General features: G+C 72.8%; 18 protein-coding genes and 1 riboswitch. Of the genes, 5 read left to right on the forward strand and 13 right to left on the reverse strand.

Features of this window, described 5'->3' with window-relative positions:
- Positions 1-2 precede the first annotated feature (2 nt).
- The 7 genes from ACZ6QO_RS14475 to ACZ6QO_RS14505 all read right to left on the reverse strand — a co-directional run bounded on the left by ACZ6QO_RS14475 (position 3) and on the right by ACZ6QO_RS14505 (position 6,223).
- The gene (locus ACZ6QO_RS14475) at positions 3-1,202 is read right to left on the reverse strand and encodes a YncE family protein (RefSeq protein ID WP_465850829.1); all 1,200 of its coding nucleotides are present in this window, start codon (positions 1,200-1,202) and stop codon (positions 3-5) included.
- Between the two features lie 97 nt (positions 1,203-1,299).
- A complete protein-coding gene (locus ACZ6QO_RS14480; RefSeq protein WP_465850831.1) occupies positions 1,300-2,064 on the reverse strand; it encodes an endonuclease/exonuclease/phosphatase family protein in 765 nt (254 codons plus the stop codon).
- 34 nt (positions 2,065-2,098) lie between these two features.
- The gene (locus tag ACZ6QO_RS14485) at positions 2,099-3,043 is read right to left on the reverse strand and encodes an ROK family glucokinase (RefSeq protein WP_465850832.1); all 945 of its coding nucleotides are present in this window, start codon (positions 3,041-3,043) and stop codon (positions 2,099-2,101) included.
- Positions 3,044-3,059: 16 nt separating this feature from the next.
- Positions 3,060-3,725: a hypothetical protein gene (locus tag ACZ6QO_RS14490; RefSeq protein WP_465850834.1), complete on the reverse strand. Its 666-nt coding sequence runs from the start codon at positions 3,723-3,725 to the stop codon at positions 3,060-3,062.
- Entirely contained in the window at positions 3,725-4,909 is a 1,185-nt protein-coding gene (locus ACZ6QO_RS14495; protein WP_465850836.1) for an ArsA family ATPase, read from the reverse strand. The genes ACZ6QO_RS14490 and ACZ6QO_RS14495 overlap by 1 nt, the downstream gene beginning before the upstream one ends.
- Positions 4,906-5,343, reverse strand: a complete 438-nt coding sequence (locus ACZ6QO_RS14500) for an SRPBCC family protein (protein ID WP_465850837.1) — start codon at positions 5,341-5,343, stop codon at positions 4,906-4,908. The genes ACZ6QO_RS14495 and ACZ6QO_RS14500 overlap by 4 nt, the downstream gene beginning before the upstream one ends.
- A 112-nt stretch (positions 5,344-5,455) precedes the next feature.
- On the reverse strand, positions 5,456-6,223 hold the full coding sequence (locus ACZ6QO_RS14505; protein WP_465850839.1) for a metallophosphoesterase family protein: 768 nt from the start codon (positions 6,221-6,223) through the stop codon (positions 5,456-5,458).
- 242 nt (positions 6,224-6,465) lie between these two features.
- Between ACZ6QO_RS14505 and ACZ6QO_RS14510 the strand changes: the two genes are divergently transcribed.
- The 3 genes from ACZ6QO_RS14510 (at position 6,466) to ACZ6QO_RS14520 (ending at position 15,010) form a co-directional block, all read left to right on the forward strand.
- Positions 6,466-8,265, forward strand: a complete 1,800-nt coding sequence (locus ACZ6QO_RS14510) for an AMP-dependent synthetase/ligase (protein ID WP_465850841.1) — start codon at positions 6,466-6,468, stop codon at positions 8,263-8,265.
- Positions 8,266-8,382: 117 nt separating this feature from the next.
- The gene (locus ACZ6QO_RS14515) at positions 8,383-12,669 is read left to right on the forward strand and encodes a HAMP domain-containing protein (RefSeq protein ID WP_465850843.1); all 4,287 of its coding nucleotides are present in this window, start codon (positions 8,383-8,385) and stop codon (positions 12,667-12,669) included.
- Between the two features lie 121 nt (positions 12,670-12,790).
- The gene (locus tag ACZ6QO_RS14520) at positions 12,791-15,010 is read left to right on the forward strand and encodes an alpha-galactosidase (protein WP_465850845.1); all 2,220 of its coding nucleotides are present in this window, start codon (positions 12,791-12,793) and stop codon (positions 15,008-15,010) included.
- 76 nt (positions 15,011-15,086) lie between these two features.
- Here ACZ6QO_RS14520 and ACZ6QO_RS14525 read toward each other — a convergent pair whose 3' ends face one another.
- The 5 genes from ACZ6QO_RS14525 to ACZ6QO_RS14545 form a co-directional block, all read right to left on the reverse strand.
- On the reverse strand, positions 15,087-17,420 hold the full coding sequence (locus ACZ6QO_RS14525; protein ID WP_465850847.1) for an ATP-binding protein: 2,334 nt from the start codon (positions 17,418-17,420) through the stop codon (positions 15,087-15,089).
- A 110-nt stretch (positions 17,421-17,530) separates the two neighbouring features.
- Positions 17,531-18,700 carry a glycosyltransferase family 4 protein gene (locus tag ACZ6QO_RS14530; RefSeq protein WP_465850849.1) on the reverse strand — a complete coding sequence of 390 codons (1,170 nt, stop codon included), beginning with the start codon at positions 18,698-18,700 and terminating at the stop codon, positions 17,531-17,533.
- Positions 18,697-20,016, reverse strand: coding sequence for a M48 family metallopeptidase (locus ACZ6QO_RS14535; protein ID WP_465850850.1), 1,320 nt, complete (start codon positions 20,014-20,016; stop codon positions 18,697-18,699). Before ACZ6QO_RS14535 ends, ACZ6QO_RS14530 begins: the two co-directional genes overlap by 4 nt.
- Before the next feature lie 31 nt (positions 20,017-20,047).
- Positions 20,048-20,872 (reverse strand): hypothetical protein, encoded by an 825-nt coding sequence (locus ACZ6QO_RS14540; RefSeq protein WP_465850851.1) that lies wholly within the window; start codon positions 20,870-20,872, stop codon positions 20,048-20,050.
- 194 nt (positions 20,873-21,066) lie between these two features.
- On the reverse strand, positions 21,067-21,684 hold the full coding sequence (locus ACZ6QO_RS14545; protein WP_465850853.1) for a C40 family peptidase: 618 nt from the start codon (positions 21,682-21,684) through the stop codon (positions 21,067-21,069).
- 82 nt (positions 21,685-21,766) lie between these two features.
- Positions 21,767-21,926, reverse strand: a riboswitch (cyclic di-AMP (ydaO/yuaA leader).
- 486 nt (positions 21,927-22,412) lie between these two features.
- On the opposite strand from ACZ6QO_RS14545, the gene ACZ6QO_RS14550 reads away from it, so the two are divergent.
- Both ACZ6QO_RS14550 and ACZ6QO_RS14555 read left to right on the forward strand, forming a co-directional pair.
- Positions 22,413-22,988, forward strand: a complete 576-nt coding sequence (locus tag ACZ6QO_RS14550; RefSeq protein WP_465850855.1) for an ArsR/SmtB family transcription factor — start codon at positions 22,413-22,415, stop codon at positions 22,986-22,988.
- On the forward strand, positions 22,985-24,319 hold the full coding sequence (locus tag ACZ6QO_RS14555) for an MFS transporter (protein ID WP_465850856.1): 1,335 nt from the start codon (positions 22,985-22,987) through the stop codon (positions 24,317-24,319). Before ACZ6QO_RS14550 ends, ACZ6QO_RS14555 begins: the two co-directional genes overlap by 4 nt.
- Here ACZ6QO_RS14555 and ACZ6QO_RS14560 read toward each other — a convergent pair.
- Positions 24,286-25,206 carry a C40 family peptidase gene (locus ACZ6QO_RS14560; RefSeq protein WP_465850858.1) on the reverse strand — a complete coding sequence of 307 codons (921 nt, stop codon included), beginning with the start codon at positions 25,204-25,206 and terminating at the stop codon, positions 24,286-24,288. The genes ACZ6QO_RS14555 and ACZ6QO_RS14560 overlap by 34 nt on opposite strands.
- Between the last annotated feature and the right edge of the window lie 75 nt (positions 25,207-25,281).

The following is a 25,281-nucleotide window of genomic DNA, read 5'->3' on the forward strand; positions in this document are numbered from 1 at the left end:
GGTCAGCGGGCGGCCGGGGAGCTCGCGCCGGCGCCGCCGGTCGTCGTGGCGGCGGCCTTGGAGGTGCTCGGCCGGAAGCGCTCGACCACGTCGGTGTAGTGGTCGGCCGCGTCCACGACGTGCCCGACGGCCATGGTCAGGTCGCCGACGTGGGTGACCGACTGCAGGCGCATCGTGCGCTGCCGGTCGGAGCCCTCGCCGCGCACCACCCGCCAGCCGGACGCGCCGCCGCGCAGCAGGTACGCCTCGCCCGGATGCGCCGGGTCGAACCCCGACACCCAGAAGCGGCCCTTGCCGTCGCCGGTCACGCCGTACAGCTCCGCGTAGCGGTCGGCGAGCCGCGCCCGCCGCCAGTGCTTGCCGTTCCACGTGAGGATCAGCGGGGAGATCTTGCCGTCGTCGTGGTAGACGCCGCCCACGGCGACCGCCTTCTTCGGGCCGTCCATGGCCACGTCGCGCAGGTAGCCCCCGGGGACGGAGGGCGTCGTCACCGTCTTCCAGGTGCTTCCCGACAGCCGCATGACCAACGGCTGGGACGCGCCGTCCCCGACCGCCCAGCCGTCCCCCTTGCGCGTCAGCGCGACGCCGTACAGCATGCCCTTGGCCTTGCCCTTCGCGGCGGTCCAGCCCTTGGCCGTGGCGGTGGCGATCAGCGTGTCGCCGCCGCGCCCGCCCACGGCGACCACGCGGCCGGGGACGGCGTCGACGCCGCCGAGCCAGTCGCCGCTGCCGAGCTGCGGCACGCTGACGCGGTCGAACACCGAGCCGTCGCCGCGCACCACATAGGGCAGGCCGTCATGGCCCTCACCGACCGCCCAGATGTCGTGCGCCGAGGCGGCGGCGACCGAACGCAGGTGGCCGGCGCTGGAGGCGTCGTTGCGGATCTCCACCTCGGTCCAGCTCGTGCCGTCCCAGTGGGTGATGACGCCGCGGTTCTGCCAGGTCTCCCAGACGTCCTCCTGGCCGACGGCCCAGACGTCGGTCTTCGACAGCCCGGCCACGTCGGACAGGGAGCCGTCGGTGCGCAGCCGCGCGGTCGCCGACTCCTGGAACAGGCCGGCCGGCCCGCGCTCCGCGGCATGCGGACGGGGCGGTTCGGCGTGCGCGTGCGCCGCGGATGTGGTGCGGACGAGCGCACCGGTCAGCATTCCGGTCAGCAGCACGCACAACGGCAACGCACGCCGCGACAGGCGGCGAGACATGACCAAATCGTACGTGTCCCGCCATCCCGTGCGCGCGGGAGCTGTCCCAGTGTTGACCAAACGGTCACCTGAACACAGTCGGCCCGTCGATCCGAAATCATCCGGCGGCCTCCGCGCACCCCGCGGAGCCGCGGGCGTCCGGCCGTCCCTCCCCTGCCCCGCCGTCCGCCGGGGCGGGGACGATCTCGGCCAGGACGGGCAGGTGGTCGGTGGCCGCCTCCAGGTCGGCGGCGGCGGCCTCGACTCCGCCGCACGACCGCACGGCGAGGCCGGGGGCGGCGAGCACGACGTCCAGGCGCTTGCCGGGCCGCCTGGCGGTGAAGGTGAGCCCGTCGCCTCTGGGCGCGAGTGAGTAGCAGTCGGCGAGCGTGCGGGTGAGGTAGTCCCAGGTGGGGCCGCCGGGCTGCTCGTTGACGTCGCCCGCCAGCACCAGCGGCGCGCCGAAGCGGCGGGCGGCGGCCCGGGCCAGGTCCATGATCTCCACCGCGTGGCACAGGCGGGCGGCGGCGTGCAGGTCCAGGTGGACGGAGGCGACGGTGAGCGCGACGCCGCCGCGTTCGACCACCGCGATGGCGACGCCGCGCCGTTCGAGCCCCGCGAACGCCCGCAGCAGGTGGCTCTCGGCGTGGACGACCCGCGCGCCGGGGCCGGCCAGCACCGCCACGCCGCCCCGGCGCCGCCCTGCGACGACGCGCAGGCCCGCGGCGCCGGCGAGCCACGCCCGCTTGCGCCGCCAGCGCAGCAGCCGTGGGGCTTCCTGGACGCACAGGGCGTCCGGCGCCATGGACCTGACGACCCGCGCCAGCGCGGCGTTGTCGTCGTACATGGAGCGCACGTTGTAGGTGCCGACGCGGAAGACCATGGATCGCCGACGCCTCCGGCGGTTGGACGGGCGGTCAGGGCTGGCGGGCCAGATCGGCCGCGCCGACCAGGCCCGCGGACGCCCCGAGCTCAGCGGGCCGGATGTCGGCGTGCGGGCGGTGCTCCCGGCCGGTCAGCGCTCGCTCGAACGCCGCGCGGGCGTGGTCGATCCACAGGTCGGCGGCGCGCGAGACGCCGCCGCCGAGGATGAACCGGCCGGGGTCCAACGTGGCGGCGAGGTCGGCCATGCCCTGGCCGAGCCATTCGGCCATGGTCGCGAACGCCGTGAGCGACGCCTCGTCGCCCGCCCTGGCGGCCTCGGTGATGTGCTTGCCCTCGATGCCGTCCACCGACCCGCCGGCGAGTTCGAGCAGCCGCGCGGCGCGGCCGGGGTCGGCGGCGGCGAGCAGGCGGGCCTCGTGCACCAGGGCGTTGCCGCTGGCGTACTGCTCCCAGCAGCCGAGGTTGCCGCACCCGCACGGCCTGCCCTCGGGGACGACCTGCATGTGCCCCATCTCGGCGCCCATGCCCCACCTGCCGCGGTACAGCACCCCGCCGAACACCAGGCCGCCGCCGATGCCGGTGCCGACGGTCACGCACACCACGTGGCTCTCGCCGCGCCCGGCCCCGAAGCGGTACTCGCCCCAGGCCATCGCGTTGGCGTCGTTCTCCACCACGACGGGCAGGTTGACCCGTTCGGAGACGGCCTTCTGCAGCGGCTCCTCGCGCCAGGCGAGGTTCGGGGCGAACCGGACGATCGACCGCGTCTCGTCGACGAAGCCGGCGGCGCCCAGCCCGACGGCCTCGACGTCGTGGCGGCCGGCGAGTTCGCGCACCGCCTCGGAGATCGTCTCGGCCACCCTGTCGGGGTCGTCGGCGGGCGTGGGCCGCAGGAGGTTCTCCACGATGTGGCCGTCCTCGTCCACGACACCGGCGGCGATCTTGGTGCCGCCGACGTCAACGCCGATCGTCAACGCCATTTCTCATCCCTTCACCTCAGCCCAGGTCGATGTGCTGCACCTGGGTGTCCGTGTCGCCGGCGCCCCTCGGCGTGGCCGGTCGCGACACGGCGTCCACCGCCTGGCGGAACGCGGCGAGGAGCTCCCCGCCCGCGGTGATCAGATGGTCGGCGACGTCCCCGCCGGCCTCGCGCCGGGCGGCCTTGAGCCGGCAGACGGGGCAGGCACGGCAGATGTACTCATCGTCGTCGTGCCCGGACACCGCCTCGGCCCACACGTCACCGGACGAGCGGGCCGCGCCGCCGCCGAAGGCCTGCCCGAGCCCTTGGCCGAGACCGGCCACCGAGCCCTTCACCAGGCCTTTGCCGACCTCGCGACCGACCCGCTGCTGCAGGGCGTCGAAGAGCCTGCGCGCCTCCTCCGCGACGGAGCCAAGCGCGTCGGAGGCCTCGCCGCGCGCGTCGCGGCCCTCCTCGCGCCGGTCGCCCTCGCGGCGCCGGAACCACTCGTCACGGGCGGCGGCGTGCTCGCCCTCGCGCTGCTGCTCGCGCCGCGCGAACCACTCGTCCCGCGGCACGGGACGCGGACCGGCCTCGCCGGCGGCGGAGCGCGGCTCGTCCGCGCCGTTCTCAGGTGCTCGCACGGCGTCCGCGCGCGTCTCGGGACGCGGCGCGCCGCCGTCGCGGTCGTTCATCTCAGTCATCAGGCCCCTCCTGCCTCGAACCGTACCCGCAGGCGCCCGTCACGGAGCACGGCGTCGCCCACGGATCTGCGAGCGAGCGCCGCGGGCAGGGCGAGGACCCTGCGGTAGCCGCCCGCGGTGACGATCAGTTCGTCGCCTTTGCGGGCCAGGCCGACCTCGGATCTGTCGGCGAGGGGCAGGGCGAGGACGAGCTCGTGGACCTCGTCATCGGACCGGATGGTCATCGGCGGCTCGCCGGAGGGCGGGGCGAACGGGTCGTCCTCGGCGTACAGCCGCTCGGCCAGCCCGGCCAGCGCCTCGGCGCCGACCGGCTCGGCGGGCAGATAGGGGACGGTGTGCACGGGCAGCGGGGCGAACGACTCGCCGACCGCCGCCAGGTGGCGCGCCTGGGCGGCGACCCAGCCTCGCCGCCATTCGTCCCCGCCCTCCTCGGGGAACACCCGGTTGGCCACCACGCCGTCGACGCGGTAGCCGTACAGGCTGAGGGAGGTGAACGTGCGCCGCGCCTCGGCGACGACGACGGCCTCGGGGGTCAGCACCAGGCGGACGGAGGCGTTGCCGCCGGTCAGCAGGTCGCGCACCTCCATGAGGCCGGCGTGCAGCCGCTCGCCGGCGCTCACGACGGCGTCCTCGGGCAGGCTCACCCGGGCGAGGTGCCGCACGACCGGGGCCAGGGCGCGCATCAGCCTGCGGCCGGCCGGGAGCAGGCGTCCGACGTGCCAGTCGAGGGCCTCGGGCAGCGCCAGCAGGCGCAACGTCTCGGCGGTGGGCGCGCAGTCGACGACGACCACGTCCCACCGGCCGGTGCGCACCTGGTCGCACAGCTCAAGAAGGGCGATGACCTCCTCGGCGCCGGGCAGCACCGTGAGCTCCTCGGAGGTGACCCCGTCGAGGCCCAGCTCGGCGAGCAGCCCCTTGGCGTACTCGCGCAGCTCGCCCCAGTGGCGTTCGAGCGCCCGCTGGGTGTCGACCTGCTGCAGGTAGAGGCCGGGCACGACCTCGGACGGCTCGGCGGAGCCGGGCACGCCGAGGGCGTCGGCGAGAGAGTGGGCGGTGTCGGTGGAGACCACGAGCGTCTTGCGTCCCCGGCGGGCGGCGAGCGTGGCGGTGGCCGCGGCGACGGTGGTCTTGCCCACTCCCCCCTTGCCGGTGAAGAGCAGGACGCGCGGGGTCTCTGTGCTCATCGGCCCTCGACGCGCTTCTTCAGACCCTTCAGAGCGGTGTCGACGATGACCTTCTCGGCCTTGCGCTTCACCATGCCGATCATCGGCACCTTCAGGTCGACGGCCAGCTCGTAGGTCACCTCGGTGCCGTCGCCCCGGGGGACGAGGCGGTAGCTGCCGGTGAGCGCCGCCAGCATCCTGCCGGACTCGGCCATCTCCCAGTCGACGGCCTCGTCGCCCTGCCAGCGGTAACCGAGGGTGTACTCGTCGGTGATCACGCCGGCGTCGAGGACGAAACGGACGGTGCGCGGACGGCCGTCCTCGCCCACCGACAGGACCTCGGCGGACTTCACCTGGCCGGCCCACTCGGGGTAGGCGGCGAAGTCGGCGATGACGGCCGCGATCGCCGCCGGGGCGGCGCCGATCGTGATGCTGGAGGTGGTGCGATCAGCCATGGGCTTACCGTACTCGTTCGCCGTTCCCGCGCGAACGTCCGAGGAGGGCGACCTTCGCCGGCGCCCGGGGGACCGGCGCGCAGGGCGAGAGCGGCCCCCGCGCCCCGGCCGCTCACAGGTCGAGGGCGAAGGGACGGCCACGCCCGCGGAAGTGGCCGACGTTGACGCACTCGGTGCGGCCGATGCGCATGCGGGCGGCCAGCGGCTGGTGGACGTGCCCGAACAGCGCGTACCGGGGCTGGGTGGCCCTGATCGCCTCCAGCGTGGCCTCGCTCCCCCGCTCGAAACGGCGCGCCACCACGTCGTACAGCAGGTCGGGCACGGCGGGCGGGATGTGGCAGCACAGCACGTCGACGGCGCCCACCGCCGCCACCTTGCGGGCGAACTCCTCGTCGTCGACCTCATTGGGGGTGCGGTAGCGGGTGCGCAGGCCGCCCCCGACGAAGCCGAAGGTGAGCCCGCCGATCTCGGCGGTCTGCCCGTCGAGCACGTGGTGGCCGTCCCTGACGTATTCGCCCCAGAGGCCTGGCAGGTCGACGTTGCCGTAGGTGAGGTAGGCGGGCGTGGGCATGGCGGCGAAGATGCGGGCGTACTGCTCGCGGACGGCCCGCTCGATGTGCTCGCGCGGCTCGCCGCCGAGGGTCTCCCACAGGCGGGCGGACATGCCGCGCGCCTCGTCGAAGCGGCCGGCCGTGCGCAGCGCGACGAACTCGGTGGCGCGCTCGCGGCCGAACAACTCGGCGAAGATGCCCTGCGAGTGGTCGGCGTAGTCGACGAACAACAGCAGATCGCCGAGGCAGACCAGCGCGTCGGCGCCGTCCGCGGCACGGGCGAGGGCGTCCACGCGCCCGTGGACGTCACTGACGACATGGACCCGCATGACGCACATCGTAAACCGGGGCGCCGGCCTGCCAGGCGCTCGCGCGGAAGGGGTCACCGGGGCGACATGGAAACCCCTCTTCCCGGGCACGCTTCGTCACGTGATGGCACTGATAGCGTGAATCCGCCGTTCGGAGCGCACACTGTCTACCGGACCGTCGGCCCGACGCGATAGCGTCCAGGCGAACCATGGGCGACCATGGGAAACAGAAAGCCTCCGGGCATGCGTTCGAAGGAGTGACCGTGCGCGAGTACAGCGTTCCCGTGCTGGTGGACGTCCCGCTGTCGGCCAACTGCGCCGACATCGTCTTCGAGCGCGGCGAGCAGGAACCCGGCGCGGTGCTGATCAGCCGAAAGATCGGCGACTCCTGGACGCCGGTCACCGCCGCGGAGTTCCGCGACCAGGTCGCCGGGGTGGCCAAGGGGCTCATCGACGCCGGCGTCGAGCCGGGCGACCGTGTGGCGCTCATGTCGCGCACCCGCTACGAGTGGACCGTCGCCGACTACGCCATCTGGGCCGCGGGCGCGGTGAGCGTGCCGATCTACGAGACCTCCGCCCCCGACCAGGTGCACTGGATCCTCACCGACAGCGGCGCCAAGGCCGTGATCGTCGAGTCCGAGGCGCACGAGCGCACGGTCCGCCAGGCGATGGAGGGCGCCGCCGGCGAGCCGGCCCTGTGGTGCATCGACTCCGGCGCGCTGGGCGAGCTCACCGCGAGCGGCTCCGACGTTCCCGACGAGACGCTCAAAGAGCGCCGGCTGACCCGCGGCGGCCTCGACCTGGCCACCCTCATCTACACCTCCGGCACGACCGGGCGTCCCAAGGGCTGCCGCCTGACCCACGACAACCTGCTGTTCACCGCGCGCAACGTGGCCAGGGGCCCGCTGGAGGCGCTGTTCGAGATGGAGGGCCGGGCCGCGCTGCTGTTCCTGCCGCTGGCCCACAGCCTCGCCCGCATCATCGAGATCGTCCTGATCGAGACCTCCACCGTCCTCGCCCACACCCCGAACATGAAGAACGTCGCGCCCGACCTGCAGGAGTTCAAGCCGACCTTCCTGCTGGGCGTGCCGCGGGTGTTCGAGAAGGTCTACAACGCCGCCGAGCAGAAGGCCTCGTCGCGCGGCGCGCTCACCGGCAAGATCTTCCACCGCGCCGTCGACGTCGCGGTGGCGTGGAGCCGCGCCGAGAGCTCCGGCGGAGCGGGCGCGGGCCTGCGGCTGCAGCGGGCTCTGTTCGACCGGCTGGTGTACGCCAAGCTGCGCGCCGCCACCGGCGGGCGGCTCAGCGCGGCCGTGTGCGGCGGCTCGGCCCTGGGCGAGCGGCTCAGCCACTTCTTCAAGGGCGCGGGCATCGAGATCTTCGAGGGGTACGGGCTGACCGAGACCTCGGCCCCCTCGGCGGTCAACATCCCCGGAGCCAACAAGATCGGCACGGTCGGCAAGCCGTTCCCCGGCGTGACGATCGCCGTGGCCGACGACGGCGAGGTGCTGGTCAAGGGCCGCCACGTCTTCGACGGCTACTGGAACAACCCCGAGGCCACCGCCGAGGCCATCGACGAGGACGGCTGGTTCCACACCGGCGACGTCGGCTCGCTGGACTCCGACGGCTACCTGCGCATCACCGGCAGGAAGAAGGAGATCATCGTCACCGCCGGGGGCAAGAACGTCGCCCCGGCCCCCATGGAGGACCGCATCCGCGCCCACCCGCTGGTCAGCCAGGCGATGGTGATCGGCGACGACCGGCCCTTCGTCGCGGCGCTGGTGACGCTCGACCCCGAGGCCATGGAGCAGTGGAAGCAGGCCAACGGCAGGTCCGGCGCCTCGCTCGCCGACCTGTGCGCCGACTCTGCGGTCAACGCGGCCGTCCAGAAGGCCGTGGACGAGGCCAACATCCTGGTCTCCAAGCCCGAGCAGGTGAAGAAGTTCGTCATCCTCGAGACCGACTTCACCGAAGAGAGCGGTCACCTGACCCCGTCGCTCAAGATCAAGCGCAACGTGGTGCTGCGCGACTACGCCAAGGACATCGACGCCCTCTACGGCTGAGGCCGCGCCCGCCCCGCCCATTTCGGCCGACGCCCCTTGTCGGCTGTCGTCGTCGCTGATGAGGGCCGGTCTATACGATGGCTTGCACGGGCGTTGGCCGCGAACTTAAGGGTGGACATGGTTGAGAGCGTCAGCACCGCCAAGCGTGGCAGGTCCGCCCGCGCGGCGGCGGGCGGCCCAGAGGTCGACCTGCGGCAGCTGCTCGCCGGGCTGACCGCGGTACGCGACGGCGACTTCGGCACGCGGCTCCCTGAGGACGGCGACGGCCTCTACAAAGAGATCGCCACCGTCTTCAACGGCATGGTCGACCAGCTCTCGCTGTTCACCTCCGAGGTCACCCGCGTGGCGCGCGAGGTCGGCACCGAGGGCCAGCTCGGCGGCCAGGCCGCGGTGCCGGGCGTCTACGGCACCTGGAAGGACCTCACCGACTCGGTGAACGCCATGGCCGGCAACCTCACCGACCAGGTGCGCTCGATCGCCCAGGTCACCACGGCGGTCGCCAAGGGCGACCTGTCGCAGAAGATCACCGTCTCGGCCCGCGGCGAGATCCTCGAACTCAAGAACACCATCAACACCATGGTCGACCAGCTCTCGTCGTTCGCCGACGAGGTCACCCGCGTCGCTCGCGAGGTCGGCACCGAGGGCCGCCTGGGCGGCCAGGCGCAGGTCACCGAGGTCGCCGGCACCTGGCGCGACCTGACCGACTCGGTGAACTCCATGGCGGGCAACCTCACCGACCAGGTGCGCAACATCTCGCAGGTCGCGACGGCCGTGGCGCGCGGCGACCTGTCGCAGAAGATCACCGTCTCGGCCCGCGGCGAGATCCTCGAACTGAAGAACACGCTCAACACCATGGTCGACCAGCTCTCGTCGTTCGCCGACGAGGTCACCCGCGTGGCCCGCGAGGTGGGCACCGAGGGCCGCCTGGGCGGCCAGGCCGACGTCAAGGGCGTCTCGGGCACCTGGAAGGCGCTCACCGAGTCGGTGAACGTCATGGCGGACAACCTGACCGCCCAGGTGCGCAGCATCGCCGAGGTCACCACGGCGGTCGCCAAGGGCGACCTGTCGCAGAAGATCCGGGTGGACGCCCGCGGCGAGATCCTTGAGCTGAAGGAGACCATCAACACGATGGTCGACCAGCTCTCGGCGTTCGCCGACGAGGTCACCCGCGTCGCGCGCGAGGTCGGCACCGAGGGCAACCTGGGCGGGCAGGCGACCGTCCGCGGCGTGTCGGGCACCTGGAAGGACCTCACCGACAACGTCAACGTGATGGGGTCCAACCTCACCGGCCAGGTGCGCTCGATCGCCCAGGTGGCGACCGCGGTGGCCAGGGGCGACCTGTCGCAGAAGATCACCGTCGAGGCCAAGGGCGAGGTGGCGGCGCTCGCCCAGACGATCAACACGATGGTCGAGACGCTGAGCGCGTTCGCCGACGAGGTCACCCGCGTGGCCCGCGAGGTCGGCACCGAGGGCCAGCTCGGCGGCCAGGCGCGCGTGCCGAACGTCGCCGGAACCTGGAAGGACCTCACCGACAACGTCAACTCGATGGCGAACAACCTGACCAGTCAGGTGCGCAACATCGCCCAGGTCACCACGGCGGTGGCCCAGGGCGACCTCACCAAGAAGATCGACGTCGACGCGCGCGGCGAGATCCTCGAACTCAAGACCACCATCAACACCATGGTCGACCAGCTGTCCTCCTTCGCCGCCGAGGTCACCCGCGTCGCCCGCGAGGTCGGCAGCGAGGGCCGCCTGGGCGGCCAGGCCGAGGTCGAGGGCGTCTCGGGCACCTGGAAGCGCCTGACCGAGAACGTCAACGAGCTGGCGGGCAACCTCACCCGTCAGGTGCGGGCCATCGCCGAGGTCACCAGCGCGGTGACCTCCGGCGACCTCACCCGCTCGATCACCGTGGACGCCTCCGGCGAGGTGGCCGAGCTCAAGGACAACATCAACTCCATGGTGAAGTCCCTGCGCGAGACCACCAGGGCCAACCAGGAGCAAGACTGGCTGAAGACCAACCTGGCCCGCATCTCCGGGCTCATGCAAGGCCACCGCGACCTGGCGGTGGTCGCCGAGCTGGTCATGAACGAGCTGGCGCCGCTGGTCAGCGCCCAGCACGGCACGTTCCTGCTCGCCGAGGAGACCGCCGGCGGCACCGAGCTGCGCGTGGTCGGCGGCTACGGCCACCGCGAGAACTCCCGCCGCTACGCCCTGGGCGACTCGCTGGTCGGGCAGGCCGCGCTGGCCAAGCGCACCATCCTCGTCGAGGACGTCCCGCCCGGCTATCTCACGATCGCCTCCAGCCTGGGCGAGGCGGGGCCGGCGAACCTCATCGTGCTGCCCATCGTCTTCGAAGACCAGGTGCTCGGCGTGATCGAGCTGGCCAGCCTCAACCACTTCACCCAGATCCACCGCGACTTCCTCGAACTGCTCGTCGAGACCATCGGCGTCAACGTCAACACCATCGTCGCCAACGCCCGCACCGGCGCCCTGCTCACCGAGTCGCAGCGGCTGGCGACCGAGCTGCAGGTCGGCCAGGAGGAGCTCCAGCGCTCCAACGCCGAGCTGGAGGAGAAGGCCGAGCTGCTCGCCCGGCAGAACCGCGACATCGAGACCAAGAACATCGAGATCGAGCAGGCCCGCCAGGAGCTGGAGGACCGCGCCCAGCAGCTCGCCCTCGCCTCCAAGTACAAGAGCGAGTTCCTGGCCAACATGAGCCACGAGCTGCGCACCCCGCTCAACTCGCTGCTCATCCTCGCCCAGCTGCTCGCCCAGAACCCGGCGCGCAACCTCACCGCCAAGCAGGTCGAGTACGCCAACGTCATCCACTCCGCCGGCACCGACCTGCTCCAGCTCATCAACGACATCCTCGACCTGTCCAAGATCGAGGCCGGCAAGATGGACCTCACGCTGGAGCCGTTCCACATCCGCCAGCTCCTCGACTACGTCGAGGCGACGTTCCGGCCGCTGACCACCGAGAAGGGGCTGCGGTTCGACGTCCAGGTGGCCCGCGACGTGCCCACCCAGCTGCTGATGGACGAGCAGCGCCTGCGCCAGGTGCTGCGCAACCTGCTCTCGAACGCGGTGAAGTTCACCGAGCGGGGCACCGTCTCGCTGCGCGTCGAGCGCACCACGATGGACCCGCCGAACGGCGCCGGCCGGCACGTCCTGGCCTTCCACGTGACCGACACCGGCATCGGCATCGCCGAGGAGAACCTCTCCCAGATCTTCGACGCCTTCCAGCAGGCCGACGGCACCACCAGCCGCAAGTACGGCGGCACCGGCCTCGGCCTGTCCATCAGCCGCGAGATCGCCACCCTGTTCCACGGCGAGATCCGCGCGGTCAGCACGCTCGGCGAGGGCAGCACGTTCAGCCTCTACCTGCCGATGACCGACTCCGCCGAGGACGACCTGCCGGCCACGTTCAGCGGCACGTTCACAGGCACGGGCGCCAGCACGGGCACGGTCATGGGCACGAGCGCCGCCGGCGTCGCGCACGCCGAGCCGGTGGAGCCGGTCGAGCCGCCCGCCGCCTCACCCGTCCAGAGCGACGACTCCGCGGGCCGCCGCCTGCTCGTCGTCGAGTCGCGGCCGAACGGGCTGCTGTCGCTGCTCGCGCAGAGCGTCGTGGCCGACCTGTCGGAGACCCACGGCCTGGTGCGGGTCACCACGGCGAGCGACCCCGACAGCGCCATGGCCGCGCTCTCCCGTGACGGCTACCACTGCATCGTGCTCGACCTCGGCATGCCGCAGGACGCCGCGGCCGAGTTCCTGCGGCGGCTCGACGACGATCCCGCCCTGCGCTCGCTCCCGGTGCTCGCCCACCACACCCGCAAGCTCACCCGCCCGCAGGAGAACCTCCTCAAGGGCCGCTCTCGCACCCAGCCGCTTGAGCGCCTGCCCAGCCTGGACGAGCTGCGCGAGCGCATCACCCTGCACCTGTCGGCCAAGGGGCCCGGCGACGTGCTGCCGCTGGTGCAGGCCAGCCCCGAGGAGTCGCCGCAGGACGTCGAGAAGGTCGACAGCGGCCTGCTCGGCCGCAAGGTGCTGGTGATCGACGACGACGTGCGCAACGTCTTCGCGCTCACCAACATCCTCGAACTGCACGGCATGCAGGTGCTGTACGCCGAGAACGGCCGCAAGGGCATCGACGTGCTCATGCGCAACGACGACGTCGACCTGGTGCTGATGGACATCATGATGCCCGAGATGGACGGCTACGCCGCCACGACCGCGATCCGCGAGATGCCGCGCTTCGCCAACCTGCCGATCATCGCGGTCACCGCCAAGGCCATGCACGGCGACCGCGAGAAGACCCTCTCGTCGGGAGCCAGCGACTACGTCACCAAGCCGGTCGACGCCGAGGAGCTCATCGACCGCATGCAGCGCTGGCTGCGGCTCTGACCCGCCGAAGCCCCGGGGCGCCGCCCCGCCCGGCCGGCCGGTCAGGGCGTCTAACCCGGTGCCGGCCTCGCCTCGGGCGTGGCCGGCCGCCCTTCGTCCCTGATCCGAAAAGGATGCGCCCATGCCCGTCACCCGTCTCGACGAACACGGACGCCTCTGGGCGGTGACCACGCCGTCCACCGCGTACGTGGTGGGCGTCGAGATCGACCCGGTCACGGGCGAGGCGGCGCCGCTGCAGAAGTACTGGGGGCCGCTCATCGGCGAGGCCGCCGCGCGCCAGGTGGCCGGGGCGAGCGGTGGGCCGTCCACCCCGCACGGCGCGCACCGGCGCGAGACCAGCTTCTCGCGGCCGGTGGAGATCGAGGAGCTCCTGCCGGTGGACGGCGGTCCTCGCTGGGGCACGCCCGCCCTGCAGGTCTCGTTCGGCCATGTGCGCTCGGTCGAACTGCGCTTCACCGGGGCGCGGGCCCACGCCGAGGACGGCGCCGACCGGCTGGACATCGGCCTGGAGGACCGCCATTTCCCGCTCCAGGTGGTCCTCTCCATCCGGGCCTGGCACGACAGCGACGTGCTGGAGCGCTGGGTGACCGTGCGCAACGCCGACCATGACGGCGGCCGCTTCCCCGGACTGTCGATCGGCGTCACCCGCCTGGACTCGGGGAGCTGGTTCATCCCCGACTCCGACGCCTACCGCTACAGCGGCGTCTTCGGCGCCTGGGGCGAGGAGTTCCAGCTCCAGCGGGCCCCGCTGCCCGTCGGGGAGCTGACCTTCACCAGCCGCCAGGGCGTCACCGGCCACCAGGCCAACCCGTGGATCATGATCGACGCGGGCGGGGCCACCGAGGAGCACGGCGAGGTGTGGGGGGTCGCGCTGGCCTGGAGCGGCAGCTGGCGGCTGACCGCCGCCCACCGCCCCGAGGGCGGGGCGGCGGTGTCGGCCGGCTTCGGGCACGACGGCCTGCGCTGGGACCTCGGCCCCGGCGAGGAGCTCACCACGCCGCCGGCGCTCGGCCTGTACGGCGACGGCGGGTTCGGGGCCGCGAGCCGGGCCTGGCACGAGTACGCCCGCCGGCACGTGCTGCCCGAGCCCGCCGAGGAGCGGCCCGTCCTGTACAACTCCTGGGAGGCCACCGCCTTCGACGTCACCGAGGCCGGCCAGCTCGCCCTGGCCGAGATCGCCGCGTCGCTCGGGGTGGAGCTCTTCGTCATGGACGACGGCTGGTTCGGCGCCCGCGACGACGACCACCGCGCCCTGGGCGACTGGTGGCCGCATCCGCGGCGGTTCCCCGACGGGCTGGGCGGCCTGTTCGACGGCGTGCGCGCCCTCGGCATGCGGGCCGGCCTGTGGGTGGAGCCCGAGATGGTCAACCGCGACAGCGACCTGTACCGGTCCCGTCCCGAGTGGGTGCTGCGCATGGACGACCGGCGCCAGGACGAGAGGCGCCAGCAGCTGGTGCTGAACTTCGCGCGCGAGGACGTGCGCGAGTGGGCGCTCGGCTGGCTGGACCGCCTGGTGGCCGAGCTCCGCCTCGACTACTTCAAGTGGGACATGAACCGCCCGTTCACCCAGGCCGGCCGGCCCGAGCGGGCCGCCCGGCAGGACCTGCTGTGGATCGAGCACACGCGCGGCGTCTACCAGGTGATGGCGGCGCTGCGCGAACGCCACCCGGGGCTGCGCATCGAGTCGTGCTCCAGCGGCGGCGGGCGGGTGGACTTCGGCATTTTGCGGCACACCGACGAGGTCTGGCCCTCCGACAACACCGACGCGCTGGACCGCCAGCCGCTGCAGCACGGCTTCTCCCAGGTCTACCCGGCCGTCACCATGTCGGCCTGGGTCACCGACTCCCCGAACCCGGTCACGCGGCGGTCGGTGCCGCTGCGCTACCGGTTCCACGTGGCCATGGCCGGCGTCCTCGGCATCGGCGGCGACCTCACCGAGTGGTCCGCGGCCGAGCTGGCGGAGGCGGCCGAGCTGGTCGCGCGGTACAAGGCGGTCCGGGGCGTCATCCAGCACGGCGCCCAGTACCGCCTGGCCGGCGCGCCGGGCCGTGAGCGGTCGGCCGTGCAGTACGTGCGGGACGAGCACGTGGTCGTGCTGGTGTACAACCCCTCGGGTCGTGGCGGGCGCGGCTCGCGCTGGCTGCGGCTGACCGGGCTGGACCCCGAGGCGCTGTACGAGGTGGTCGAGGGTGGCGACACCGGCGGCGTGCCGGGCAGGCTCGTCCAGGGCGCGCGGATGTACGGCGCGGCGCTGATGGCGGTGGGCGTCCGCCCGGCCGCGTGGGAGCCGACGGGCGCCGACTACCGCAGCGACATGGTCGTCCTGCGCCGGGTGTCCTGAAGGCCGCCGAAGGCGCGGCTCCGGCGGACGGGCGGGCCGGGGCGGCTCCCGCGGCCCCCGCCGGTCCGCGAGGCGGTCAGGAAGCGCCGCCCAGGCGCTTGGCGGCCCAGGAGGCGATGCTGGCCCGGGAACGGACGCCGAGCTTGTTCATGATGCGGTCGACGTGTCCTTCCGCGGTGCGCTGGGAGATCACCAGCCTCGCCGCGATCTCCTTGTTCGACCGTCCCTCGGCGACGAGCGAGGCGACCTGCCGCTCCCGCGGCGTCAGCTGGAGCAGCGACGCGTCGGCGGGGGCCCTGTCGGCGCAGGCCGGCGCGCGGCGCGCCTCGCCGAGCGCGTAGGCGACGGCGGCGTCGAAGGGGACGTTCGCGGCCCGCCTGCGGGCGGCCTCGAAGGCGTCCTCGCCGATGGCCTCCCTGACCTGCGCCCGGCAGCGCACGCTCCAGCCGCGCAGGGTGCCCCAGTCGAACAGCGGCGCGCCGATCGGCTCCCACATCTTCTCGCTCATGCCCAGCATCAGCGCGGCGCCCTCCGCGTCGCCGTTCGCCATGGCGGTCCAGGCCAGGAACTCCATGCAGAACGGGATGCCGAGCTTGTCGGTGATGCGGCGCTTGATGTGCAGCGACTCGCGCGCGTACCTCTCCGCCAGCAGCAGGTCGCCGCGGCTCCACCAGGTGACGGCGAGGTTCCACAGGGCCCACGACCGCGTCCAGCACTCGCCGTGCGCCTGGCAGAGCGCCACGCACTCCTTGCACAGCCTCACGCCGCGGTCCACGTCGCCGAGCAGGCTGACGACCATGCCGAGCTGGCAGGACACGACGGTGGTCACCGAGGTGAGCTCGCCGGTGGCCTGGTGGTGGGCCATGGCCTGCTCCAGGTACCGGACGGCGTCGGGCAGCCGGTCCTTGGTCCACATCGCGGTGCCCATCCACTGGGTGGCGTGGGCGAGCGCGGTGTCGTCGCCCAGTCGCCGCGCCAGGTGAGTGCACTCGGTGAGGACGGAGAGCGAGTGCGAGATGTCGCCCTGCCCTGTGGCGACCCAGCCGGCCACCCACAGCGCCTTGGCCCGCTCGCGGGTGGGTTCGGTGTCCAGGGCGAGCACCTGGTCCAGCCAGCGCCGGCCGTCGCGGACGGCACGGCCGATCCAGTACCACCAGAGCGCGCCGATCATCCGCAGCCCGGTGCGGACCTCGGCGGGCTCGCCGAGGCAGAACTCCAGGGCCGCCCACACGTTGGGCTGGTCGGTGAGGAAGCGGTCCAGCCAGGCGGGCTGGCGCGGCCCGAACCAGTCGGCCTCGGCCTCCTCGGCCAGGCGCAGGTAGTAGTCGCGGTGCCGGCGGCGCGTCGCGGTCTCCTCGCCGCTCTGGGCCAGCCGCTCGCGCCCGTAGTCCCGGATGGTCTCCAGCATTCCGTAGCGGACGCCGGAGCCGTCGCCGGTGCGGCCGAGCACCGACTTGTCGACCAGGCCCGCCAGGCCGAACGTCACCTCGCCCGGCGCGAGGCCGCCGCACGCGCACACCTCCTCGGCGGCCTTCAGGTCGATGCCGCCGGAGAACACCGACAGCCTCGCCCACAAGGTCCGCTCCAGCTCCGTGCACAGGTCGAAGCTCCACTCGATCGCCGCGCGCAGGGTCTGGTGCCGCGGCACGCCGACGCGGTAGCCCCTGGTGAGCAGCCGGTAGCGGTCCTCCAGCCGGGCCAGAAGCTGCTCCACCGACAGCGCCCGCAGCCGCACCGCCGCGAGTTCGATGGCGAGCGGCAGCCCGTCCAGCCGGCGGCACAGCGCGGCCACGGCGCTCTCGTTGCCCTTGTCCAGGGTGAAACCGGTCACCGCGGCCGACGCCCGGTCCTCGAACAGCGCCAGCGCCTCGTACCCCGAATCGATGTCCCCGCTCGGGTCCAGGGGTCCCTCCGCGCCGGGCAGGGCCATCGGCGGCACCCGCCACACGTGCTCCCCGGGCAGCCCCAGGGGCTCGCGGCTGGTGGCCAGCACCCTCAGCCCGGGGGCGGCCGGCAGCAGAACGCCGAGCAGGTCGCCGCAGGCTTCCAGCACGTGCTCGCAGTTGTCCAGGACGAGCAGCAGACGCCGGTCCGCGAGGTGATCGGCCAGGGCGTCCACGGGGTCGCGGGTGGAGATGGTGTCGGGGGCCTCCACGGCCTCGGCCACCGCGCTGCCGACGAGTGAGGCGTTGTTCACCTTGCCCAGTTGGACCAGTCGGACGCCGTCGGGGAAGGTCCGTTGGAGCTGCCGGGCCACGTGGAGCGCCAAGCGGGTCTTGCCGACGCCGCCGACCCCGGTCAGCGTGACCAGGCGTGATCGGGACAGCAGGTTCTTGACCTCGGTCGTCGCCTGCCTCCGGCCGACGAAGGTGGTCATCTCGCAGGGCAGGCCGCCTGCTCTCTGCCTCACCGCGGCGATCATTGGCATCACATCCGCCGACCTGGACAAAGTGGCCTACTAGCCACCCAAAGCGCACATTCGGCTACTAACTTCGTATTAGACGGCAATCAACACATATGTCAAGTTCGGGCGGTGGGAGAGCCCGAACCGTCCAGCAGGTCGGCGAACCGCTCGGCGACCAGATCCCAGCGCCATTCGCGCTCGATCCACTCACGGCCGCGCGCTCCCATGCGCCGTGCCCGCCGCGGGTCGCGCAGCAGGCCGATCAGCGCGGAGGCCACCTCGGCCGGGTCGCGGCCGTCCACGACGAGACCGGTCTCGCCGGGCCGGACGGCGTCGGGCGCGCCACCCGAGGCCCCGGCGACGACCGGCAGTCCGGTCGCCGACGCCTCCAGGTAGACGATGCCGAGCCCCTCCACGTCCATGCCGCCGAGGCGGGTGCGGCACGGCATGGCGAACACGTCCCCCGCGTCGTAATACGACGGCAGGCTGCTCCACGGCACCGACCCGGTGACGATCACCGACCCGCCGATGCCCCGCTCCGCGATCGCCCGTTCCAGCGCGGGGCGCGCCGGACCGCCGCCGACCAGCAGCAGGACGGCGTCCGGCACCTCCAGCAGCACCCTCGGCCAGCAACGGACCAGCGTGTCCTGCCCCTTGCGCGGCACCAGGCGCGAGACGCACACCACGACGGGACGCTCGCCGATCCCCAGCGCGGCCCGTACCCCGGCGCCACCGGCCCCGGGGTGGAACACGCGGGTGTCCACGCCCGGCGCGAGGCGGACCAGCCGGCCAGGAGGCACCACCCGCACGAGCCGCTCGCGGGTGTACTCGCCGAGGTAGGTGACCACGTCCGCGCGGGCGCCGATGCGCGCCAGCATCCCGCGCGCCAGGGGGACCCCGGCCCACGCGGCCTCGTGCCCGTGGGTCAGCATGACCACCCGCCGGGCCCCGGCGGCGCGCAGGGCGGGCGCGAGCAGCCCGAGCGGGGCCGCGGCGCCGAACACGACCGTGTCGCAGCCCTCGGACCTGACCAGCTCGGCCGCCCGCCTGGCGACCTCGGGGAGCGGCAGCATCAGCGAACCGGCGTGGCGGACCACCCGGTACGGCTGGCGCGCGTCGAACTCCTCCCAGCCGCGCCAGCGGGAGGCGTACACCACGACCGAGCCGGGCGGCCGGCGCACGGCGAGCGCGTGCACGAACGCCTGGATGCCGCCGGGCCGCGGCGGGAAGTCGTTGGTGACGATGAGCGTCCTGGCAGGCCCGGGGCCGCGTCCGGCGGGGATCACGGCTCGGGCAGGCCGTGTACGCGTGCCCAGGAGCGCGCGGCCGCGAGGCGCTGCGAGGCGGTGGGGTGCGAGGCGTACATCAGGTATTCGAAGGCGTTGGGCGTCAGGTCGGAGATGTTGGTCGCGGCCAGCCGTCTCTGCATCGCGGCGAACGTGGCGGCGTCGCGGGTGAGGTCGAGCGCGTGGACGTCGGCCCTGGCCTCGATCTGGCGGCTGACGAGGTTCTCCGCCGGCCCGGACAGCACGGTGGCCAGGCTCATCAGGCCCAGCAGGACGCCGACCGCGCGGGGGTCGGCCGCCGACGCGACGCCCGTGCGGCGCCTGATCGCGGGCAGCGAGACCACCAGGTACAGCAGGCAGGCTCCCGCGGCGGCTCCGAGGGCGCCGATCAGCGTGCCGTACAGGACGTCGCCGCGCTTGGCGTGGCCGAGCTCGTGCGCCACGACCAGCTCGACCTCGCCTGCCGGGGCGCGCAGCAGTGTGTCGTAGACGACGATGCGGCGGGTGGCGCCGAAGCCGGAGACGTAGGCGTTGAGCGCCGTGGTCCTGCGGGAGGCGTCGGCGACCAGGACGTCCTCCACCGGGACGCCGTCGCGGTCGGCCATGGCGATCAGCTCCGAGCGCAGCCGGCCGGGAGGAAGCGGGGTGAAGTCGTTGAACAGCGGCTCCACGACGAGCGGGTAGACGAACGACGCGGCCACGGTGAGCAGGAACGCCCCGGCCGCCGCGGGCGCCCACCAGCGGCGCGGGGCGCGGCGGGCCAGCCAGACGACCGCGAGCACCATGATCGCGACGAGCGCGGTCTGGACGGCGAAGCTCTTGAGCCGGTCGGCCGACCACGCGGGCCAGTGCTGGGTGGACAGGCCGTACTGGCGCAGGCGGGTCTCGTACCACATGCCGAGCGGCCACTTGATCGCCAGGCTGACGGCGGAGAGGGCGACGACGCCGAGCAGCGCGCGCAGCCACCACGGCCCTTGGATGCGTTCCACGACCCACGCGCCGGCCGGGGTCGCGACCAGCACGCCGGCGACGGCGAGCGTCACCGCCAGCGACAGGTACACCGGCACGTTGACGGCGGCGTCGAAGGCGTCGGCGCGCGCGATCTGTGCCGCGGTGAAGTCGCGCGCGGGGTCGGGCGCGACGGCGGGGGCGGAGGCGGGCAGCGGGCGCCACGGCGTGGTGACGGCGACCACGGCCGCCAGCGCCGCGCCGAGCACGACCAGAGCGGCGCCGGCCGCGCGCGACCCCGGGCCGGCGCCCGCGCGGGCGTCCTCGGCCGGCTCCGCCACGCGATCGGCCCCGTCGTTTCCGTGCATGCTCTCCCCTGCCCCGTCACCGCGCCCGTGATCACCGAAGCTGGGCTCGGACGTACTGTCGCCAGGCGGCGGTGAACTCCGCGAGGCTCATGCGGAGCGTACGGGACAGCGCCGCTCGCACGTCGCCGTGCCTGGACTCACGGTAGAGGGTCACCAGGGCGCGCTCGCCGAAGCGCCCCGCGACATACCGGCAGGCGAGCCAGGCCTCCTCGTACGCCTGGGCGAGCCGCGCCGAGCCGGCGGCGAACGCGTCCGGGCCGGGAAGCTCCGAGGGCGTCCGCCCGGCGCGCACCTCGCCGGCCAGCTCGGCGGCGGCGCGGCGCACCGGGATGCCGGCGTCGAGGTAGCCCACGTAGTCGGCGAACCCCTCCACCAGCCACTTCGGGGTGCGCCCGTCGAGCGCCGCTCCGGTGGCGAGGTGGGTGATCTCGTGGGCGAGCACGACGTCGCGTCCCACCTCGCTGAGCCGGGCGAACGACCGCGGCTCGACGATCACCCGGTCGGCGCCCGCCACCGCCGCGAGGCCGCTCACCGACGCCGGGGCGGCCAGCACGGCCGCCTGCGCGGTGGTCGCGGGCACCAGGACCAGCGGGCGCACCGGACCGGCGACGCGGGCCACGAGCAGACTCGCGCGGTCGGCCCGGCGCGCCAGGTCGGCAGGCCCGGACAGGCCCGCCCCCGGCGCCAGGACCACCAGCGAGCGCTCGCCGTGGAACGTCCGCGCGCCGGACCAGATCTCGGGATGCTCCCTGATCACCGCCCGCGCCCGCCGCCCGAGGTCGTCGCCGGCGGCGACGGGACCGGTCAGCACGGCCAGCAGCCCCGCCAGGACGGCCCAGAGCCACACGACGCGCATGCGGGCAATCTACCTGCTCGCTCTCGCCCCATATCGGTATGGCGGGGGCGTGGACGTGCGAAAGCCCCGGCCGCCTCGAGGGGGAGAGACGGACGGGGCCTTCACGACCTCGCGGCCGGGGGACGGACCGCTCTGGTCGACCGGCGGTGGGGGCACCGACCGGGCAGAGTCGCGGCGCCGGGGAGCGCTCGGGGTCAGGCGGCGGGGCGGACGGCTCCGACGAACGACGCCTTGCGGTAGCCGGCCAGCTTGTCGATCCGCACCCGCGCGCCGCTGTGCGGGGAGTGGATCATCTTGCCGTGCCCGACGTACATGCCGACGTGGCCGAGCCCGTAGAAGAACATCAGATCGCCCGGCTTGAGGTGCTTCCAGGAGATCTTCTTCCGAACCGAGCGGAACTGGCCGGCCGCGACGCGGGGCAGCTTCACGCCGGCCTTGCGCCAGGAGTACACCATCAGGCCGGAGCAGTCGAACGCTCCCGGGCCGCTGGCGCCCCAGCGGTAGGGGTCGCCGATCTGCTTCTTGGCCACCGCGACGGCGGTGTGCGCCTTGATCCGCTGCCGCGCCGCCCGGCTGAGCTTCGCGGTGCTCTTGCTCTTGCTCTTGGCCGTGCTGGAGGTGGTGGCGGAGCCGCTCGCCTCGCTCACCGTGGCGGAGCCGGTGGGCTCCTCCGCCCCGGTGATGCTCGGCGTCTCGATCAGCCCGGCGGGGCCGTAGACGTCGGACGGTCCCGAAGAGCTCTGAGCGGTGGTCGCCGTGGTGGCGTCAGCCGCCGTCGCCTGTGTCGCGACGGCCCCCACGGAGGCCGTCATGGTGAGTGCCACACCGCTGAGAGAGAAGCGGGCAATGCGCGACAGACGAGGGTTCTGGGTGGTGCTGGACAGGATCGCTCCTTGATTCTTCCACTCATGCCTACCGGGTTAGCTGACGGATTCGGGCCTGGAAGCAGCCCTACGACGTCATAGACGTCGATTCACCCCTGATCCCGAAAAAAAGGATCTATTGGGTCCCCGGTTCCGTGCTCCTTGCCGCACGGATTCGGCAGGTCACCGCCCCTGGGGGCCTGGTTCACGCCTGAATCAGGCGACGGTGACCGCTGGATTGTGGTACTGAACCCGGACCGGTGAGACCGGCCCGGTTCGCGACGGCATGGCGTGCTCGCCGCGGCCCAGAAGTTACCCAGATCCTCAAATTGAGGCAAAGCCATGACAAAGAGTCATAGATCAAATAAGCGACTTGTAAATCACGGAACCCCTGCACAACAAGGGCATCTGTTACCCGAATGTGATTCCCCTCACACACCTCGAAACGTGACCCGCACTGAGTCACATCAGTCACTCCTGTCACAGCTGTCGCGAGCGATCTGAGCGAGGAACGGTCCACGCGGGGCGCGGACGGTGGCCGAGAGGTGACCGTGGGCGACGACTCCGGCAGGTGCGCGACACCTATTCCGCAACAGCCGTTGGACAACGACTACTGCGCAATGCTCATTACGCAAGAGTCATTGCACAAAGTCGATTGCGTATGCCAGGGTGAGGTCATGGCGAACCAAGAAGTACGACAGATCACCGACTCACGCGTGCTGGCCGCCCTGTCGCATCCCATGAGGAGGCGGCTGATGGACGCGCTGAAGGTCTACGGCCCCTGCACCGCGAGCATGCTGGCCGAGCACACCGGCCAGGCCGTCGCCAACGCCAGCCACCATCTGCGCGTCCTCGCCACGAGCGGCCTGATCGAGGAAGCGCCCGAGCTGGCCCGCGACCGGCGTGAGCGATGGTGGCGGCTCGTCTCGGCGGAGATGCGCTGGACCGAGTCGGACTTCGACGGCGACCCGGCCACCGCCGCCATCGCCAGCGCGGCCGCGTCCATCAACCTCGACCACCACGTCAACATGGTCCGCGCCTGGTACGCCGCGAGCGACGAGACGCGGCAGGCCTGGCAGGACGCCCCGTTCTCCGCCGACAAGTGGCTGCGGCTCACCCCGGAGGAGCTTGCCGAGTTCGAGGAGCAGTTCCTCGAACTGCTCAGCCGCTGGGGCTCCCGCGAGATCCCCGACGACGGACGCGACCGCGAGCCGGTCTTCGTCTTCGCCTTCGCCGTCCCGGCGCGGCCATGAGCGCCCTCACCGCCGACCCCGGCGCCGCGCCGAAGGCACGCGGCCGCCGTGGCGGGTTGCTGCGCCACCGCGATTTCCGGCTGCTGTGGGCCGGCGAGACCACGAGCGGCCTCGGCAGCGCCCTGACCTCGGTCGCGCTGCCGCTGGTCGCGATCACGGTCCTGCGCGCGAGCACGTTCGAGGTGGCGCTGCTGTCCGCCGCGGCGTGGATCCCCTGGCTGATCATCGGCCTGCCCGCCGGGGCCTGGGTCGACCGGCTGCCGCGCAGGCCCATCATGCTCGCCTGCGACGCCGCCTCGTTCCTGTTGTTCCTCAGCGTGCCGGCGGCGGCCTGGCTGGGCCTGCTCACCATCGGCCACCTGCTGGCGGTCGCGTTGCTGACCGGCACGGCGAAGGTGTTCTTCCAGACGGCCTACCAGGTGTACCTGCCGGCCGTCGTGGGCCCGGCCGACCTGCCTGAGGGCAACGCCAAGCTCCAGGGCGGCGAGTCGGCCGTCCAGGTGGTGGGCCCCGGCGTCGCGGGCCTCGTCGCCCAGGCGTTCGGCGCGGTCGCCGCCCTGGTCGGCGACGCGGTGAGCTTCCTGGTCTCGGCCCTCTGCCTGCTCGGCATCAGGGCCCGGGAGACCCCGGCCCGCAGGGAGCGGCGGACGACCACGCTGCGGCACGAGATCGGCGAGGGGATGCGCTTCGTCCTGCGCGACCCCTATCTGCGGGTGCTCACCGTCTTCGGCGCCGCGAGCAACCTCGGCCTGATGGGGTACCAGGCCATCCTCGTGGTCTTCCTGGTGCGCGAAATCGGCGTGAGCCCCGGAACGGTGGGCGGGCTGCTGGCCGCGATGTCCCTGGGCGGCGTGGCCGGCGCGGCGTGCGCCACCCTCCTGTGCCGGCGTTTCGGCAGCGCCCGCGCCATGATCGGCTGCGAGCTGCTCGGCGCGCCGTTCGGGCTGCTCATCCCACTGGCGAACCGCGGGGGCGGGCTGGCGCTCGCGGTGGCGGGCGGGTTCGTCGTCGTCGCGGGGGTCGTGGCGGGCAACGTCATCAAGGCGAGTTTCCGGCAGACCTACACTCCCCCGCATCTGCTTGGGCGGGTGTCGGTGAGCATGCAGTTCGTCAACTACGGCACCATCCCCCTCGGCGCGCTCCTCGGCGGGGCGCTCGGCGGCGCCATCGGCACCCGCGCGTCAATGTGGGTCTTCATGGCCATGCTCGCCCTGACGGGCCTGATCCTGCTGACCGGCCCCCTCAAGCGCCGCCGCGACCTCCCCTCCTCCCCCGGCCTGACGGCCCCGGGCGCCGGTCAGGGGCGGACGGCGCCGATGATGCCCCGGTAGCTGGAGAGCGGCACGACCTTCACGACGTCCCCGGTGCGCGGCGCGTGGACCATCTTGCCGCCGCCCGCGTACATCCCGACGTGACCGAGGCCGCCGTTGAAGAGCAGGTCGCCCGGCTGCAGGGCGTTCAGCGGAACCCTGCGGGAGGCGCCCCAGGAGTACTGCTGGGCGGCGGTGCGGGGCAGGCTGACCCCCGCGGCCCGCCAGGACGCCTGGGTGAGGCCCGAGCAGTCCCACGCGCCCGGGCCGGTGCCGCCGTAGCGGTAGGGCTTGCCGACCTGGGCGAAGGCGAACTGCAGCGCCGCACGGGCGTTGCCGGAGGCCGGTCCGGTGTACTTGATGCCGAGACTGTTGGGATTGCCGGCGTTGTAGGCGTTGAGCCGGCGAAGCAGCCGCTCTTGCTCCCCGACCAGCTTCTCGACGTCCTTCTTCTGCTTGCGCAGGTCGTCCAGGAGCTTGACGGCCTTGTCGTAGGCGCCCTTGGCCTTGTCGCGCTGACCTTTGAGCGAGTGGGTGGCCTGCTCGTACTCGGTGATCGTCCGCGACCGGCCCGCCGACATCTGGTCCACGGACGCCAGCCCCGCGAGCAGCGACTCGGGGTCGGGCTGGGTGATCAGGTTCGACCAGGACAGGACGTCACCGGACTGGTAGGTGCTCACCGCGACCGACACCAGGCCGAGACGCAGTTCGTCGACGCGGCCGAGTTCCTTCTTCAGCCGGTCGTTGAGGGAGTTGTACTCCTTCCTGGCCTTCTTCCAGTTCTCACCGGCCAGGTTGTAGCGGTCGACCACCTTGTCGGCCTGCTCGTCGAGCTTGGCGAGCCGCGCCTTGGCCTGCGCGATGGTGGGCTTCGGTTCCGCCTCGGCCCCGCCCGTCTGGGTCGCCATGACGGCGACGATCAGACCCGCGGCCAAAGGTATACGCCCTACCGCCCAGATCCCACGCACGACCACTGGGACGCC

It is taken from the genome of Sphaerisporangium sp. NPDC049457 (assembly GCF_055586705.1).